This is a genomic window from Xiashengella succiniciproducens (assembly GCF_023674465.1).
Taxonomy (GTDB): domain Bacteria; phylum Bacteroidota; class Bacteroidia; order Bacteroidales; family Marinilabiliaceae; genus Geofilum; species Geofilum succiniciproducens.
The window spans coordinates 2,487,297-2,504,732 of record NZ_CP098400.1 but is presented as its reverse complement, the minus strand read 5'-3'; the positions used below and the strand labels follow the sequence as shown (position 1 = coordinate 2,504,732).

Here is a 17,436-nt window from a genome sequence, read left to right as displayed (position 1 = left end):
AAGAACCCCGTGAAGGCAGATGCCTGATCGGGGTTCATTGTTTTGTGCCGGGTGCCTCTTCCCTGATCGGGATGTTGAGAGCTTCACTTAGTCTAATAAGCTCTCTTTCGGCATCCACACGGTTTTTAAACTTGCAGATAGCCTTACCCCGACGATCCACACCATCGTATATATAAATCCGCCAGTCGGGGTCAGAGACATCTATGTTGTGATTGCTTATGCTGCTGACCCTATACATCATCCTGGCATGATTTACTCCTATCTGTGTTCTTGGATGGATATATTGCCATTTCCCCACCTTAAATATGCCCCAGAGGTTGTCGGTAAATCTGATTTTAAAGTTGTCGCAGTCTATCATGCATCCTGAAGTAGAGAAAGCCATAAAACTGCCCAAAACAATCAGAACCAGTCCAGACCATGAGGCAAAGACAGTTATCAAACCGACAAGCAAAATAAAGTAGCCGGTAAAGCTGCCTGGAGGGCCGAAACTCTTGTCAAGGACATATTTTATAATCATATTCAAGTTGTTATAGTAATTAGCTAAAGTTAATTAAAAAACTAAGGGATGTTGGTTTTGTTATACCATATATGTAACCATTAAAACTGAAGTCATGCAATACAGAGAAGAAAGAGATACAATGGGGGTGGTCATGGTACCTGCCGATAAGTATTGGGGGGCACAGACCCAGCGTTCAATCCTTAATTTCCCTATAGGACCTGCTGCTTCGATGCCCAAAGAAATTATCCATGCTTTTGGTTATCTAAAGAAGGCTGCAGCCTTAACTAATCAGGAACTGGGTGTGTTACCACAAGAGAAGGCAGAGCTGATTGCCAGGGTAGCGGATGAGATAATAGAGGGTAAGCTGGATGACCAGTTTCCACTTGTTATATGGCAGACAGGCTCGGGTACCCAGTCTAATATGAACGTAAACGAAGTGATATCCAATCGCGCTCATGTGTTGGCCGGCAACAAGCTGGGCGAGAGGAAACCTGCGATTCATCCCAATGATGATGTCAACAAATCTCAATCTTCCAATGATACCTTCCCTACGGCCATGCATATTGCAGCATACAAGACTGTTGTTACGCACCTGATACCGGCTGTCAGAACACTTAGGGATACTCTTGCTAGAAAGTCTGCTGAGATGATGGATGTGGTAAAAATCGGAAGAACTCACTGGATGGATGCCACTCCATTGACATTGGGACAGGAGTTTTCAGGTTATGTAGCGCAACTTGATCATGGTCTGAAGGCGTTGGAGAACACCCTGCCTCATCTGTCTGAATTGGCCTTGGGTGGAACTGCCGTGGGTACAGGTCTAAATACTCCTAAGGGATATGCAGACAAAGTTGCTGCAAAAATTGCTGAACTGACAGGCTTCCCCTTTGTGAGTGCAGCGAATAAATTTGAAGCCCTCGCAGCTCATGATGCCATAGTCGAGAGTCATGGTGCAATTAAAAGGATTGCAGTGAGTCTAATGAAAATAGCAAATGATATAAGAGTGCTCGCCTCAGGTCCCCGTTCAGGTATTGGTGAGATAAGGATACCTGAGAACGAGCCCGGATCATCCATTATGCCGGGCAAAGTCAATCCCACGCAGGTAGAGGCACTAACGATGGTTTGCGTACAGGTGATGGGTAATGATACTACAATAACAATTGCTGGTTCAAACGGCCACTTTGAACTTAATGTGTTTAAGCCGGTAATAATTAGTGCCTTCCTTCAGTCTGCCTGCCTGTTGGGCGATGCCTGCCTTGCTTTTAATGATCATTGTGCTGTGGGTATCGAACCGGATCATCCCAGGATTAAGGAACACCTGAAAAATTCGCTTATGTTGGTTACTGCACTAAATACCCATATAGGCTATGAAAATGCTGCTAAAATTGCAAAAAAGGCTCATGCTGAGAATACCACACTGAAGGAAGCAGCACTGGCTTTGGGTTTACTGACGGAGGCAGAATTTGACAAGTGGGTTGACCCCTCAAAAATGACAGGTTTGTATTAAAATAGAATCAGTGGCATTTATAATTACAAGGCTTGTCCATGGATGGAAAATATACTTTATGTGGGTGAATTATCCTAATTAGCGGTTGCCAGACAAAAAAGAAGGCTGTCCGCGGGGACAGCCTCTTGCCTGTAATATAGAGCTTAAAATTAAGCGTGGTCTACTTTGTACATGTGTTGGATCAGTTCAACAACCTTTGTTGAGTAACCCATTTCGTTGTCATACCAAGATACAACCTTAACGAAGTTTTCGTTAAGAGAGATACCGGCATCAGCATCGAAGATAGAAGTTCTTGTATCACCAAGGAAGTCGTTTGAAACAACTGCATCTTCAGTGTAACCAAGTACTCCCTTGAGTTCGCCTTCAGAAGCTTCCTTCATAGCCTTGCAGATTTCTTCATACTTAGCAGGCTTAGCAAGACGGCAAGTCAGGTCAACTACTGATACGTCAGGAGTTGGAACACGGAAAGCCATACCGGTAAGTTTGCCATTCAGCTCAGGAATAACTTTACCTACAGCCTTAGCAGCACCTGTTGATGAAGGGATGATGTTTTGACCAGCGCCACGACCACCTCTCCAGTCTTTCTTTGAAGGACCGTCAACAGTCTTTTGTGTAGCTGTTGTAGCGTGAACGGTAGTCATAAGACCTTCTACGATACCAAACTTGTCATTGAGAACCTTAGCGATAGGAGCAAGACAGTTGGTAGTACAAGAAGCGTTAGATACAAACTGCATGTCCTTAGTATATTTGTCCAGGTTAACACCGCAAACAAACATAGGAGTGTCGTCCTTTGAAGGAGCTGACATTACAACTTTCTTTGCACCAGCTTCAATGTGTCCCTTGGCTGATTGTTTGTCAAGGAAAAGACCTGTTGACTCAACGACGTATTCTGCGCCAACTTCATTCCACTTAAGATTTGCAGGATCTTTTTCAGCTGTAACTCGGATAGACTTTCCGTTAACTACAAGATGACCATCCTTTACTTCTACAGTACCTTTGAATTGACCATGAGTAGAGTCATACTTCAGCATGTAGGCCATGTACTCTACTTCTACAAGGTCATTGATAGCTACAACCTCAACATCGCTGAAGTTTTGAGCTGCGCGGAATACCAAGCGGCCGATACGACCAAAACCGTTGATACCAATTTTAATCTTTGACATGTTTATTTGTTTTAAATTACTGTTTTTGATATGGTTGGCGAAGCAAAAAAGCAGTTGGTTTTGATTTCGCCGAACAAAAATATGAAATCATAAGCAAACCGTCAAATAATGATTAATTTCATTTCTCTCTTAAATGTGAAATGAAGTTAATTATATTTATCAGGCGGGGGGTTTCTTTCAAATTGTAGTTTTAACCCCTCATAAATGACAAATAAAAAAGGAAATCATCGATTTCCTTTTTTATCAGAAGCTCTGAAATGCTTTTTGCTTATAACCTTATGCCTGTACAGGCATTTCTACACTCGTCTCAACTTGTCCGTATGCAGGGCAATCTTCATAGCTCTTGCATGATGAGATAGTAAGGGTAACAAGTAGGAGGAGAACAAAAGCTGTAACCAATCTCTTCATAATGTCTTCGTTTTGTAATCAAAAATAGTGTAAATCAATTGCCAATACAATGTTTTTTATAAAAATATGGCCTTTGTAATTGACTGTATAACGTAAAATACCTATTTCGGGTTTCATGCGAATAAGATATATTTGTTCATCGCCTTCCCATATGAAATCTGATTGCCATGGAACAACAGCCAACGCTATTAATTATTACTTTAGGTATTACCATTATTTTGCAGTTTTTTGCAGCTGCGGTTGCTGTTAAGCTTACAAAGGTTACCAAGTACAATCTTTCGTGGATTCTTATATCCTTTGGATTTGTTATTATGGCAGTTCAAAGGCTTTTAGAGTTTCTACCCTTTGTCACTGAGTTTAAACCTCAGTATTTCCGTCTTTTTTATAACTGGTTGGGTGCAATTACCAGTCTTTTCTTTGCTGTAGGGGTGTTCCTTATTCAAAAGATATTCAAGTATATAAAGGAGACAGAGGCTCGTACCCGATACCAGGAGAAGGCCCTGCTTAATGCTGTAATTCAGGCTGAGGAGCGTGAGCGTAGACGTTTTGCTGCAGAATTGCATGATGGACTGGGACCCCTGCTGTCTACAATTAAGATGTCAGTATCGAGCCTGTCGACAACAGATGTACCGCCTAATTCAAGGGCAGTAATAAGTAATATGAATGTTGCAATTAGTGAGGCAATTAAAAGTATTCAGGATATCTCTAATAATTTAAGTCCTCATATATTGACGAATTTTGGTATTGCAAAGGCAATACGTAACTTTATTAAGAAGGTAAATCAAAGCAGGGGTCTGAGAGTAGATTTTGTTACTAATGTGTATGAGACCCGTTACAGCCCAGTTCTTGAAGTTGTAATATACAGATCTGTATGCGAACTGATAAATAACACTATAAAGCACGCGAGTGCAAAGAAAGCTGTTATAGAACTATATGCAGACAATGACAATGTCAGGGTGATTTATTGTGATGATGGGGTAGGCTTTGATACGACCAATCTGTTTTCTGGCACCAGAGATGGAGGTGCAGGATACTATAATATGCTCAACAGGGTCAATTCTATGAAGGGCAAGCTTGAGGTTAAATCGGGCTACAATCAGGGTGTTAATGTAAGTATAACTATTCCTTTATCTGACGATGGAAAGCACAAATAAGATAAGACTGTTTCTTGTAGATGACCACAACCTTTTTCTTAATGGTCTTAAATCTCTACTGAGCCAACTGCCATATTACCTTATTGCAGGTGAGGCACATAATGGGTTGGAATTTCTGGAGCATTATGAAAGTGCTGCTCCGGATGTGGTACTAATGGATATCTCAATGCCAAAAATGGACGGTATAGAGGCTTCAAGAAGGGCTCTTGAAAAAACACCCGACCTAAAGATAATCACACTCTCAATGTATGGAGATCAGGAGTACTACACAAAGATGGTGGAACTGGGAGTGAGGGGCTTTGTGCTTAAGGATAGTGAGTTACAGGAGGTGGATGAAGCCATACGCACTGTTTGTGAAGGAGGCAACTACTTTTCCGAACAGTTGCTCAGGGGATTAGTTGTTGCAAGAAAAGGCAACAGTCTTGAAGCTAATAAGGATGACGCCTTGTCAGACAGGGAACTTGAGGTACTTATCGAAATTTGCCAGGGACTATCCAATAGTGAAATAGCCGACAAACTGTTTATCAGCAAACGAACTGTCGAAAAACACAGAGCCAATATCCTGTTAAAATCAGGATGTAAGAATACAGCGAGCCTTGTGGTGTTCGCTATCCGTAACCACCTTGTAGAGATCTAATGTAGAGGAAGCTCTTTTTCCTTTTCTTTTTCCGAGTTTAGTGCAAAGTCCCTCTTAAGGATTTTGCATGTGTCAGTGTATGCTCCATCAGTAAGTGTCACAATGTACAAGCCACCTGCCAGTGTTGCCATATTGATGACTAGTTTGTTGTCCCCAATGTGAGCATTGAAACCCTCATTATACACCATACGCCCTACCTCGTCGAATACATTTACCAGAAGCCTGGTCTGTGTAGGCGAATAGGCTTCAATTGCAAGCAAATCTACAGTTGGATTGGGACTACACTTCTTAATCTTGAGTGGTAGATCTTCGAATACGGGTGTTTCAATACCGGAAGGTAATGAACCTACTGAAGTTACAATAAAGACCCCAAATTCAGGCAGTGTATGCCTTAGATCGCCCCTGTTGCTGTCAGCTCTTATCGGGAGTTCAATACTATTCAGGTTTAGTGGTATCCGTATAGCTCCTCCTGAGTATGTGCCGCTGACTACCGGACCTGCCTGCAGATTCATTGCATCGTATATGCTAAACCTTGAATTTGTGCTTAATACGGTAGATAGGTCTATCATCATATTCTCAGCCTTAGCCCAGTTGTAAACCACCACATTTGCCCTTCCTCCTTCATAACGGTTCTTAATCACATAATACTCGTTTTGTGTTGGCAGGGAGGATGAGTATGTGCTGTTGGCATCCTGTTTAGAAAATGTCTTCCAGACCTGGAAGTTCATTTCTGCCAGTGTTCCACCGAGATACTTGTTATTGTTGAACAGGGGAGTAGTTATATTATTGAAATTGTCGAATGCTATAAGCTGCATTTGTGAATTGCGTGCATAAATAGAGTTGCGCAGTACCTGCAGTGAGTTCCAGCCTTTAATCATATACAGAGAGCCGTCGACTATTTTGTTGTCAGAAACCTCAGCATTACGGTTGGATGCATCATAGCCAAGCTGAATACTGGCCTTTGACTGATAGTTGGGACGGTTGTAAATGTGATTGCCAGTAATTGTGATTCTGTCAGCCTGCTGCAATCCACCTATCAGAATATTACGTTCGATAAACTTTGCTCCAGGTATGCCGCTGTTGAATATTGTGTTACCCTCTATTGAAAAACCCTGAATAGATCCACTTTCACTATAGATATGAATTCCAACTCCATATGAGTGAAATAATACATTGTCTCTGATAATCTTGAGCAGGGAGGCATTTTGTCCATATATGCCGTGACCGTGTCCTCGGTCACTACCCATATAGCCATTGTTGTAGATAATGCAACCGTATACTTCGGAGTTGACTGCAGTTTGCCAGAACCCAACACCATTACCTCCATTATTGCGGATAATACAGTTAACCAGCTTGCTATTGGCTCCTCCAAAGAAGACTCCATCTTTGTAATAGTTATTGCCTGAAGAAGCTGAATTGCTAATAGTAAGTCCCCAAAACCAAAGGTAGCTACCATTAATTCTCAACACTTCATTGGCTCCGTTGTTGGTGTTGCCATCGAGTATAGGTTCCTGTCCCGGTACTGCTCTGTAGATAATTGGACTTCCTTCACGTCCGGAGAGGCCTGCGATGAAATTGCCGACATATGTACCACCGGCAATCCAAATTGTATCACCTGGATTTACTTTATTACTGGTAAGTGCAGTCTGCAGATTCCAGGGTGAGGCGGCAGTCCCTTGGCCATTAGATGAACCGGCAGGACTGACATAGTAGGAGGTAGCCTCTACTACTGAAAAATACAGTATGGTGATACAAACGCAGAGAAAAAGCCTCTTCATATCAGAGTAATTATATAGTTAAAGTTTGGTAACAATGAGAATTACGCTAAATATAAGGCGAAAGAAAATAATTGTAAAGAGCACTCCCTACAATTAACAACAAAATAGGATTAAGCTGTCCGCTTATATAAGTGTGTCGCTGTTAAACTGGTTCAGACCGATAGCTCACGTGCAACCAAAAGCCTACGGTATCTTTCGTTTTGAGGATTAAATTCAGGAATCAACTCCTTCATTCTTGCCACAATTAATTCCTCAGATTCATTGTATGCAGATTCATGAAGACCCAGGATTTGACGATTGATATCATTAAAATCGCAGGTCTTGACATTTGCTATCATGATCTTGTCATGATAGGTAGGTTTGGTATGTTCTTTGGAGGCCAGCAATTCTTCATACAACTTTTCTCCCGGCCGAAGACCTGTATATACAATATCAATGTCTTCACCAAGTTTAAGTCCTGACAGTTTTATCATTTTCTCTGCAAGGTCGGCAATTCTAACAGGTTCTCCCATGTCAAAAACAAAGATCTCTCCTCCGTTGCCCATAAAAGATGCCTCAAGTACAAGCTGACAAGCTTCGGGGATAGTCATAAAGAATCGTGTAATTTCTGGGTGGGTTACCGTTACAGGACCGCCCTGAGCAATCTGGCGTTTGAAAAGGGGGACAACCGAACCGTTTGAACCAAGTACGTTACCAAAGCGTGTTGTTACAAACGCTGTTTTCATTTCAGGCAACTGAGATAAGGACTGAATATATAATTCGCATATCCTTTTGGAAGCTCCCATTACATTGGTGGGATTGACAGCTTTATCAGTACTTACCATGACGAATTTTTCGACGCCAAATTCAACCGACAAGTCTGCCAGAATCTTTGTTCCTCCAATGTTGACCCTAACAGCTTCGTAAGGAGATTCCTCCATCATGGGAACGTGCTTGTAAGCAGCAGCATTGAAAACAATATGAGGTTTGTAGGTTTCGAAAACCTTCCTCATCATTCTTTGGTTAGTGATATCAGCAAGAACCGGTTTGAATGGAGCGTCGTCGTGCCTTAGTATAATTTCCTGTTGGAGGTCATAAAGAGCCGATTCAGCCTGGTCGAGCATTATAATTTGTCTGACAGGGAAACGAAGCAGCTGGCGTACTATTTCAGATCCGATAGATCCGGCAGCTCCAGAAACGAGGATGGTCTTGTTGTCAAGACCTTCCATAATACGTCTTTGGTTAAGTTGGATTTCATCACGACCCAAAAGGTCTTCAATGCGTACGTCACGAATCTGGCTTGTATTGGAAATCCCATTTACCCAGTTGCCTACTGATGGCATTACCTTTAGTTTCCATTCCCGACGCATACATTCTTCAGCAATCATCTGCTTCTGCCTGGTCGAGATGTCCGTAACAGCCAGGATTACAACTTTTATGCTATCCCACTTGCCTTCCTGCTTGAGAAGCTTCTCCCAGCTTAATACAGGCAGGGTGTTAAGGCTCATGTTCCACTTGGAAGGTTCTTCATCTACAAAGGCTGCAACATGATACTGACTCTCTTTGTCATTGCGAATTGCTTCATGTGTTATAAGAGCCAGGTCGCCTGTACCGTAGATAACAGTCATCACTGAACCTTTGCTGGTTGTGAGATATGAATAGGTTTCACGCACTACAAGCCTGAAGCCAAAGCAGAAGAACACTACAAGAACAAAATGCAATACCAGTACCAGACGGGGTACCATAGCAAATTCGGGGTTGATAAGTCCGGCAATAAAATGGAGGCCAAGTAATAATACCAGGGTTGTGGTACATGCAATTGAGAGCATACGTAACTCCGAAAAGTTGGTGTGTCTGATTACTCCTCTATGTATGCCGAAAAGGTAGAAGACTATAGCATATACGAAAATCACATATGCTCCACCTCTGACAAACTCCCATACTGAGTAGGAAGGCAACATTACGTTCAACCTGATGACATATGAAATAACGAAGGCATTTGATACCAGCATCATGTCTATCAGTAGTATCCACCATGGTGAGATTATCCTATCGTTAAAGACCTTGAGTAAAAATTCCTTCATCTTCTGGGGTAAATTGATCCTGACACTACTATATCTTTACAGCAATAACTCAAAGATCATTTATTTGCTCAGGATAATCAATCGAATTTTTACCAGTATAGTCTTATTTTACATGAACATGCAATAAATGACAATGATGGTTAATCTCCTTCATTGTCAGAGTCTTTCCTTCTGTTTGTGAAGAGCCGTTTGTACTTCAGCCAGAGCTCTTTAATACTGTTGAACTCCTCTTTGTAAGATAGGCCAATTCCCTGAGTGGTGGGTGAGGTTTCGTAAATAAGATCCTCATTAGAACGTGTATAAGCTCTGGCTCTGAGTGTTCCAACCGGATTGAGTTTAACATCCACATCAAAGTCACCGACCATCTTACCGGTATTTGTGTAATACTTTCCATAACCGACATTTCCATTGATTGTAACGCGGTTGTTAAACATCTGGGTAGAGGCTGCAACTTCAAACTCGTCACTTGTTATATTATCGCCTGGACGGTAGGCTACACCAACATCCACATCACTTGTAAGGGTATTTATCCATCTTGATATCTGTGACGAAAGCATCTCAGTAGTAGTGACGAGAGCTGCGCTTTCAGACCTGATGCCTGAGTTATTGTCAACCCTCATATGTTCTGGTGGATAGAACCTGTTGAGAACAAGTAGAGATAATACCTGCCTGTTGAGTTCTTCATCAGATGTAATATATCCCAGAACCAGAGACTCAAGGCTTTCGTCAAGTGTAGGCATTTCAAGACCGAATCTTACTGAAGGTTGTTGAAGCATTCCACTGAGCATGAGGTTGGTGTGTATCTGCACCCTGCGCTGAACATCTGAGGAGCCCGATATAGCCCCTGATACTGGATCAAGCAAGTCGGCCAGCGAAGCTCGTAGTTTATATACAGCTGTAATGTCAATATCTGCATTATAGGGGTCTCCCTGCCATTTTACAGTTCCCCCCTGATTGATTGTAAAGCGTTTATTAATCAGGTTTTGGAGTGAGAACAGGTAATCTCCTTCTTCTATAATATAATCACCATAAAAGCGTATGTTGCCCTGCCTATTGATCATTATCTGCAGGTTTCCGTTACCCTTGCTTCTCAGTATGTCACCAATACGCTCATCGAAGATAATCTGCACCTCAGCATCTGGTGTGACCTCTATATTCATGTTGATTGTAGCACCTGAAAGGTCAACCTTATAATCCATTCCTGGATCTTCCTGGATTTGAAGATTGCTACCGTTAGCCTTGCTCCTGAATCGGATGAAATTGGTTTCTGTTGCTGTTTCCTGTGACTGAATTGGTATAAAGAACCGGGAATTACCGGTAGTGGTTCCGTTGATGGTGAGAGTTACATTATCTGTGTTTCCGGTAACTGTCATATATCCGTTACCAAAAATATTCCCGTAATAATATTCATTGTCTGCATGTTTGGTATTTAGCAGCTCCATATTGTTGGATTCAACCCTGAGGTTGAATACCATATCCTTGTAGTGACCATTGTGGAATATAGATCCTTTGAACTTGCCCTTACGGTTGTTTCGGTCAGTCAGAGTCATATCCCTGAATCTTATTTCATTTGGATAGAAGCTGACCGAATCACTGATATGATAATTTGTCTTCAGCATATCCACACCAAAGGATCCGTCATCAACCTTTATCTTACCGGTAAGGTAGGCCTGTGACAGAGGGCCTTTGAAATACATCTTTCCTGAAGCGTAGCCCTTCATATCTTGCAATACCTTGTTAATGAAGGGATCCAAAAAGGATATGCTGAACCTGTTTAGGTCCATGCTAAGGTCCAGATGGCGTTTCTCAGGGTTGAATTCGCCATAGCCGTGGAGGCGGTCTTCTCCATTATCTATGAGTTGGGCAAGTATCTCGATGGTTTCAGTTTCTTTGTTCCACCAGCTGTTTATTCCGAAAGTACCATACCTCTCGTTGTTAAACACAAAATCATTGATAGTGACGTTGGCCGACAGCAATGGATCACGGTAGTATTCACTGACTCTGATATGTCCGTCAATTTCTCCTCCGAAGGTGATTCGACCCTGTTTGCCCCTGCCAAAGAGTCGGTCCATCCTGAGGTTGCTAAACTCAAGATTGAGCCCGTCAGCTTCATCCTTGTCAAGGGTTCCGTTTAATGCAATATGCTCGCTGCTATTTTCTATCTTGAGACCTTCTACAATGAGGCCGTTGTCGTGAAAACGTACACTGGCCTTATTGATATTCCATACACTGTCTGCTATCATTACTGAAGATGGTTCAAGGCCTACAGTGACAGCAAGATGCCCATGTTCGTCAGTGCCAAACTCGGTAACTGTGTAAAGTGCCCCACTATTGTTTACCATATCCCAGTTGTTCCAGAATATATTTGTGGTAAGGGTGTCTGAAGCGGCAGTCTGGTACACTGAAAAGTTGGGTAGTTCTATTAACTTGCCAATGCTAACCAACTCGGCATTGCTTGTCATTGACAAAACATTGTTGCCGTTGGCCTGTCCTTTTGCTTCAAAACCGTAGCTGCTTATATTCTTGTAGTTAATGTGACCTAGGCCCACCTCAAGATCTAGATTTGGAGGTGAGGTGCTGAAGTGTCCCTTTATGTATCCCTGATCCGAAATATTGAGCTCAGGAACAAATATGGCAGCAAGGTTACTTACCTGCTTCAGTCTTATATCAAAACCGAAATCGTTTGTTGAGCCTCTCTTTCTGGTATTGTTGTCGATAAAAGATGGAAGATAGTTGTCAACAAAACCGGTAATTGTCCCCTTGAGGTTTCTGAACATATAATGCCCGACTATATCAGCATCAGCAAAGACAGACCGGAGACTTAAATGTTTTGATTCTCCGTATCTTTCGGCTCTTATATGTATTGAGTCGAAGTCGATTGATGAGTTTGGGGTGTAAAGCAGTCCATCTGATATAGATATTTCACCGATGAGATCGTCAAGGTTGTCACCACTGAAGTTTGTCTCAATTAATACAGACAATACACTGCCTTCCAGTTTGGGTGCCAGATTGAGCCTGTCGAGCTGTGCATTGGCAATCAACGCCATAAAGTCAAAGTGCGGGACATTACCTGACATATCCACCTTACCCATGAAATTAAGCGAACCGTTGGGGTCCGATAATCTGATGTTTCCATCAAACTTCTGATTGGTCAACAGACCTTGTACGGCAATGTTTTGATAATCGTAATTGTTGAGCTCCAGCTCTTCAACAGTACCGTCAAGTATAACAAAGTAGTCGGTTTCCGAAGAACGAGATCCACTTACCTCCATGTCAAGAGATATCTTGCCCAGAGCAGGATCTGCATTAAGCATCCGGCCCAGTTCGAAGTCTTTTGTGCTTAACAGTCCTCCAAATAATACATTGCCATCTTTGTCCAGTTTAATTCCAAGGTCGGTGCTCAGCTCACCCAGGTTGGATGTGAAGGATCCATAGGCAACAAGGTTGTTGATAAAGCCGGTAATATTACCTGAGTAATGGATGGTTTCCAATTGCCTGAAGGACTCGGGCAGTGTCGGTTCACTCCCCTTAATAAGCAGCTCCAGGTCAGGTATGGTTGTGTCGAATGCCTCTATGTCCATGTAGATAAACACCTCATTGAAGTTGGACAAACCTGTGATGTCGAATGAAGTACTGAATGATGTGTTATTGCCAAATGAAGCAGTGATATTACGTCCCTTAAGATTGTCGAGAGAACCGAAAATGGTTCCCGACAGTGACAGGGGACTTTCTATCAGAGGAAATTTAGGATAGTATGTATGTATTTCTTCCGGGGAGATTGTGATATTATTGATTTTTCCACTAAAAGGGACATCATAACCTGAGACCTCTGTGTTTCCGAAAGGAAGTTCGATAGCCTCAAAGTCGAATATCGAAGCCGCAGTACGAAAAGCCAGGTTGTCTATTACAATTCTGTCCTCCTTGATATAACCTTTACTTTCAAAGGCCTCGAGATCCAGTCCGGAAGCTTCGTGGAGAGAGAAGTGAGATACATTGAATGCCGGTGGCTCGTCAGGTCCAGAAGTGCGTTTGATTTTTAGGTTGAGACCGCTAAAAGACAGTTTATCTATAGATAGCTCTGGATTTTTAAAAATACTGTGAGAAATATCTACTTCCCCATTAGTTATAGACACGGCGCCGATGGAATATTTCCATATGGCACTGTCCTTCTTTTCCCCACCCAATGAATCAAGCAGAAAGGAGAAATTCATTCGGTCCTGGTGCTGATACAGGTTGATAACCGGTTCGACAAAATCCACTTCTCTCAGGTATAAGTGTTTGTGTCTAATCGAAAACCTGTCTACACCTGCTCTTACCTTTTCTGTGTAAAAGAGGGTGTCCTGCTGTTGGTCAAGAACCAGAAAGCCGTTTAGTCTGATTCCAGCAAAGGGTAATATACTTACCTTACGAATGGAAATTGTGCTATTAAGATCCTCTGACAAGCGGTTGGTTACAATCCTGACAATAGAGGTCTGTACTGCCGGGATCATCAAAACGAGGGAACTAAGTACCGGTAATCCTACCAGCACCAGAGCGGTGGCAAGCAATATTTTCTGAGTTTTTTTGATAATTTTGCCAGTTTAAACGTTTAACGACCAAGGTCCGGGACCGGCTGTCCGGACAAAAATAAGTAACTTAACCGAATATCGGCTTTTTACTTAGTGTATAAGTCAAAACAAACTTATGTCAGTAATTATTTTGGGAATAGAATCATCGTGCGATGATACCTCTGCAGCTGTCATCAAAAATGATACCATACTAAGCAATGTGATAGCAGGGCAGAAGGTTCATGAGGAGTATGGAGGGGTTGTGCCGGAGCTGGCATCGAGGGCTCATCAACAGAATATCATTCCTGTGGTTGACAAGGCTCTTAAGGATGCAGGGGTGAGGCCCGGTGAACTGGATGCTGTGGCATTTACGCGAGGTCCGGGGCTTTTGGGTTCGCTGTTAGTTGGTACATCCTTTGCCAAGGGGATGGCCTTATCGCTTGGATTACCACTAATCGAAACTGATCACCTGCATGCCCATGTGCTAGCTTCCTTTATTCAGGAGCCAGGTGAAAGGAAGGATGTTCCATCCTTTCCGTTTTTGTGCTTACTGGTATCGGGAGGTAACAGTCAGATTATAGAGGTTCGCAGTCCCCTTGAGATGGAGATTATTGGTCAGACAATTGATGATGCAGCAGGTGAGGCCTTTGACAAGTGCGCCAAGATCATGGGTCTGCCTTATCCGGGCGGACCGCTTATTGATAAGCTGGCACAGGAAGGTGACAGCAAGGCGTTTGCATTTAGCAAACCACGAATAGAAGGGTTTGACTACAGTTTTAGCGGATTGAAAACCTCCTTTCTTTATTTCCTGCGTGACAGGATAAAGGAAGATCCTGATTTTATTGATAAGCACAAGGAGGACCTATGCGCTTCGCTTCAAAGGACCATTGTTGAGGTTCTGATGGATAAGCTTATTAAAGCTGCTAAGAATAGAGGTATCAGAGAAATCTCTCTGGCAGGAGGTGTGTCTGCAAATAGTGGATTGAGAGAAGCTGTACAGGCTGCAGGTAGGAAGTATAAGTGGAAAACTTATATTCCAAAACTATCCTATACTACCGATAATGCCGCAATGATAGCAATGGTAGGGTATCACAAGTTTCTCAAAGGGGAATTTGCTTCTCAGGATGCAGCACCCTATGCCCGTCAGGCATAGGGTTATACAAAGCCTGTATATAGGCAGGTGGCTTAGGTATAATATTAGCGGTGAACTATACGTTATACTTTCATTTGGAATAATATTTGTCTTGTAACGTAATCGTTCGGCATTTTTAATAATTTAGCACAAACAAGTTATAACCAAAACACAGAGCGAACTATGAATCCTTTTTTGATGATACAGGCAGCCGGACAGGTTGCAGCAGGCCTAGAGGGTGAAGGAGAAGAAGTTGTAACCCAAAGCATAGACCTGATAGAGCTTGGTATGATGGGTGGCTGGATTATGTATCCTTTGCTGCTTATGTCAATAATTGCAATATACATTTTTATTGAGCGTTTTATGGTGCTCAGAAGGGCATCGAATATCGATACCACCTTTATGAACAGGATCAGGGATTATATACATGACGGAAAGATAGATTCTGCACTTGCATTGTGCCGTTCGAGCAATCACCCCATAGCACGTATGATTGAGAAAGGTATTACACGTATTGGTCGTCCTCTTAGTGATATCAATGCAGCTATTGAGAATGTGGGCAACCTTGAGGTTGCATCACTTGAAAAGGGTCTTTCAACTCTGGCCTCCATAGCCGGTGGAGCTCCTATGCTTGGTTTCCTTGGTACAGTAATTGGTATGGTAATTTCGTTCTGGGAAATGGCTAATTCAGGAGCCAACATAGTTATATCTCAACTTGCTGGCGGTATCTATACTGCTCTTGTAACAACAGTTGGAGGTTTGATAGTAGGTATTATAGCCTATTTCGCATACAACATCCTTGTTTCAAAGATTCAGAAAGTTGTGTTTACAATGGAAGCACAGAGCATTGAATTTATGGATTTGTTGTATGAACCTGCAAATTAAAGGATAGAGTAATGGGATTAAAACGAAGAAATACAGTTAACCCGACTTTCAGTATGTCGTCTATGACCGACATAGTGTTCCTGTTGCTTATCTTTTTCATGATAACATCAACCCTTGTAAGTCCCAATGCCATCAAGCTGAATCTGCCACAAAGTAATCAGCAGACCACGGTTAAGGCGATTACAAGTGTTTCGATAACTTCAGATTTGAGGTATTATGTCGAAAACAAGAGGGTGGGCTTTGACCAGCTTGAGGCAACGTTACGAAACAGGATTGGAGATCAGCAGGAACCGTATATATCTCTTCATGTCGATGAGAATGTGCCGATGAAAGAAGTGGTAAAGGTTATGAACATAGCCAAGAACAACGATTATAAAGTGATTCTGGCTACCAGAGCAAGATAGCATATGGACGAAAGACCAAGTGACAAGAGTTTAGGGGTGTTTGGAACTATAGTGTTTCACCTGTTGCTGCTGCTGGCGCTGATTTTTATTAGCATCAGTAGTGTGGATCCTGGTGATGAAGGTATATTGGTTGCGCTTGGAGATTCACCGACCGGACAGGGGCAATTTACTCCTTCCTCATCTGCTCCTGCAGCTCAAACTTCGACTCCCCCTGCTTCTCAACCGGCTTCAACACCCCCGCCAACACCTTCGGCATCAACACCTGCACGTCAACAGGTCCTGACTCAGAACACAGAGGAAGCTCCGGCTATATCTGCCCAGGAGAAGGCACGTCAGGAAGAGCAGAAGAGGATTGCTGAGCAGGAACGTCAACGGCAGGCTGAAATAGAAAGACAACGTAAGGCTGAGCAGGAGCGTCAGCGTCAGGAAGAGCTGGAAAGACAAAGGATAGCAGAACTTGAAAGGCAGAAAAGGGAGCAGCAGGCCCAGCAGGCTGCCGCTGTACGTAATACTGTAAGCGGGGCCTTAAGTAATTCGGGCAGTAATTCTCAATCTGAAGGTGATACAGGTGGTAGCGGTACCCAGGGTGCCCTTACGGGCGATCCAAATGTCACTAACAGGACGGGAACTGGACAGGGAAGTGAGGGGGTTGATTATAGTCATAGTCTTAAGGGACGTACTGCTGACGGAGAATGGCCCCGACCAGAGTATCCTATTGAGGAACAGGGAAAAGTTGTAGTGAATGTTACAGTGGACAAAAACGGTAATGTTATAAGAGCAGAGGCAACCCCTTACGGTTCTACCTTTCAGAATAAGGAGCTATGGAGAGCCGCTGAAAGGGCTGCCTTTAAGGCTAAGTTTAACAAGGCACCCGAAGCTGCTGCTGAGCAGCATGGAAGTATTACCTATCATTTCAATTTGAAATAATAATTTCCCATACTTACTAAGAATTATTGCCGTTTCGCGCCCTGCGCGCGAAACGGCAATTTTATTTTCAGGCTTTTGACCTATGGTTTGTCGGGATAATTCTTTGCTATTTAATAAAACAAAAGTCTCCTTAATGTTAACATGCTGTTAATTGTCTTGGTAAACTTGCTTAACGCAGTATGAAGTATTAGGTTTGTTTATACTTCAACGGAAGAAGTTGGTCAGAAGTCTTTTTGAGATAAAAGTCAATAGTTAAATGGTTAAATAAAGTTAATCGAGTTGATACGATAAAAATATTTGATATATTTGCATCGTCAATTGATGAACGATAG

Annotated in this window: 13 protein-coding genes; 7 read left to right on the top strand and 6 right to left on the bottom strand. The window is 42.6% G+C overall.

Features of this window, described 5'->3' with window-relative positions; all coding sequences use genetic code 11:
- Positions 1–34: 34 nt before the first annotated feature.
- Positions 35–517: a hypothetical protein gene (locus M9189_RS10380; protein ID WP_250723006.1), complete on the bottom strand. Its 483-nt coding sequence runs from the start codon at positions 515–517 to the stop codon at positions 35–37.
- 94 nt (positions 518–611) lie between these two features.
- Between M9189_RS10380 and fumC the strand changes: the two genes are divergently transcribed.
- Entirely contained in the window at positions 612–2,006 is a 1,395-nt protein-coding gene (gene fumC / locus M9189_RS10375) for a class II fumarate hydratase (protein ID WP_250723005.1), read from the top strand.
- Between the two features lie 149 nt (positions 2,007–2,155).
- On the opposite strand, the gene gap is transcribed toward fumC, so the two are convergent.
- Both gap and M9189_RS12900 read right to left on the bottom strand, forming a co-directional pair.
- Complete coding sequence (gene gap / locus M9189_RS10370) at positions 2,156–3,169, bottom strand: type I glyceraldehyde-3-phosphate dehydrogenase (protein WP_250723003.1); 1,014 nt, start codon at positions 3,167–3,169, stop codon at positions 2,156–2,158.
- A gap of 276 nt (positions 3,170–3,445) precedes the next feature.
- Positions 3,446–3,577 (bottom strand): hypothetical protein, encoded by a 132-nt coding sequence (locus M9189_RS12900; protein ID WP_256469243.1) that lies wholly within the window; start codon positions 3,575–3,577, stop codon positions 3,446–3,448.
- A gap of 167 nt (positions 3,578–3,744) precedes the next feature.
- Between M9189_RS12900 and M9189_RS10365 the strand changes: the two genes are divergently transcribed.
- Positions 3,745–4,731 (top strand): sensor histidine kinase, encoded by a 987-nt coding sequence (locus M9189_RS10365; RefSeq protein WP_250723002.1) that lies wholly within the window; start codon positions 3,745–3,747, stop codon positions 4,729–4,731.
- Positions 4,715–5,368 carry a response regulator gene (locus tag M9189_RS10360; RefSeq protein WP_250723000.1) on the top strand — a complete coding sequence of 218 codons (654 nt, stop codon included), beginning with the start codon at positions 4,715–4,717 and terminating at the stop codon, positions 5,366–5,368. The genes M9189_RS10365 and M9189_RS10360 overlap by 17 nt, the downstream gene beginning before the upstream one ends.
- On the opposite strand, the gene M9189_RS10355 is transcribed toward M9189_RS10360, so the two are convergent.
- From M9189_RS10355 to M9189_RS10345, 3 genes are all read right to left on the bottom strand, one after another.
- Positions 5,365–7,146, bottom strand: a complete 1,782-nt coding sequence (locus M9189_RS10355) for a T9SS type A sorting domain-containing protein (RefSeq protein WP_250722998.1) — start codon at positions 7,144–7,146, stop codon at positions 5,365–5,367. The two genes, M9189_RS10360 and M9189_RS10355, sit on opposite strands and share 4 nt — an antisense overlap.
- 152 nt (positions 7,147–7,298) lie before the next feature.
- Positions 7,299–9,209 (bottom strand): polysaccharide biosynthesis protein, encoded by a 1,911-nt coding sequence (locus M9189_RS10350; protein ID WP_250722997.1) that lies wholly within the window; start codon positions 9,207–9,209, stop codon positions 7,299–7,301.
- Positions 9,210–9,349: 140 nt separating this feature from the next.
- Complete coding sequence (locus M9189_RS10345; protein WP_250722995.1) at positions 9,350–13,756, bottom strand: translocation/assembly module TamB domain-containing protein; 4,407 nt, start codon at positions 13,754–13,756, stop codon at positions 9,350–9,352.
- Positions 13,757–13,892: 136 nt separating this feature from the next.
- On the opposite strand from M9189_RS10345, the gene tsaD reads away from it, so the two are divergent.
- The 4 genes from tsaD to M9189_RS10325 all read left to right on the top strand — a co-directional run bounded on the left by tsaD (position 13,893) and on the right by M9189_RS10325 (position 17,104).
- Positions 13,893–14,909: a tRNA (adenosine(37)-N6)-threonylcarbamoyltransferase complex transferase subunit TsaD gene (gene tsaD / locus M9189_RS10340; RefSeq protein ID WP_250722993.1), complete on the top strand. Its 1,017-nt coding sequence runs from the start codon at positions 13,893–13,895 to the stop codon at positions 14,907–14,909.
- Positions 14,910–15,071: 162 nt separating this feature from the next.
- Positions 15,072–15,773 (top strand): MotA/TolQ/ExbB proton channel family protein, encoded by a 702-nt coding sequence (locus M9189_RS10335; RefSeq protein WP_250722991.1) that lies wholly within the window; start codon positions 15,072–15,074, stop codon positions 15,771–15,773.
- Positions 15,774–15,784: 11 nt separating this feature from the next.
- Positions 15,785–16,177 carry an ExbD/TolR family protein gene (locus tag M9189_RS10330; protein ID WP_250722990.1) on the top strand — a complete coding sequence of 131 codons (393 nt, stop codon included), beginning with the start codon at positions 15,785–15,787 and terminating at the stop codon, positions 16,175–16,177.
- 3 nt (positions 16,178–16,180) lie between these two features.
- On the top strand, positions 16,181–17,104 hold the full coding sequence (locus M9189_RS10325; protein ID WP_250722988.1) for a TonB family protein: 924 nt from the start codon (positions 16,181–16,183) through the stop codon (positions 17,102–17,104).
- Positions 17,105–17,436: the final 332 nt, after the last annotated feature.

Coding starts and splice junctions, on each gene's coding strand:
- M9189_RS10355 (WP_250722998.1), bottom strand. CDS start 7,146: ATGAAGAGGCTTTTTCTCTGCGTTTGTATCACCATACTGTATTTTTCA.
- gap (WP_250723003.1), bottom strand. CDS start 3,169: ATGTCAAAGATTAAAATTGGTATCAACGGTTTTGGTCGTATCGGCCGC.
- M9189_RS10350 (WP_250722997.1), bottom strand. CDS start 9,209: ATGAAGGAATTTTTACTCAAGGTCTTTAACGATAGGATAATCTCACCA.
- M9189_RS10325 (WP_250722988.1), top strand. CDS start 16,181: ATGGACGAAAGACCAAGTGACAAGAGTTTAGGGGTGTTTGGAACTATA.
- M9189_RS12900 (WP_256469243.1), bottom strand. CDS start 3,577: ATGAAGAGATTGGTTACAGCTTTTGTTCTCCTCCTACTTGTTACCCTT.
- tsaD (WP_250722993.1), top strand. CDS start 13,893: ATGTCAGTAATTATTTTGGGAATAGAATCATCGTGCGATGATACCTCT.
- M9189_RS10335 (WP_250722991.1), top strand. CDS start 15,072: ATGAATCCTTTTTTGATGATACAGGCAGCCGGACAGGTTGCAGCAGGC.
- M9189_RS10365 (WP_250723002.1), top strand. CDS start 3,745: ATGGAACAACAGCCAACGCTATTAATTATTACTTTAGGTATTACCATT.
- M9189_RS10380 (WP_250723006.1), bottom strand. CDS start 517: ATGATTATAAAATATGTCCTTGACAAGAGTTTCGGCCCTCCAGGCAGC.
- M9189_RS10330 (WP_250722990.1), top strand. CDS start 15,785: ATGGGATTAAAACGAAGAAATACAGTTAACCCGACTTTCAGTATGTCG.
- M9189_RS10360 (WP_250723000.1), top strand. CDS start 4,715: ATGGAAAGCACAAATAAGATAAGACTGTTTCTTGTAGATGACCACAAC.
- fumC (WP_250723005.1), top strand. CDS start 612: ATGCAATACAGAGAAGAAAGAGATACAATGGGGGTGGTCATGGTACCT.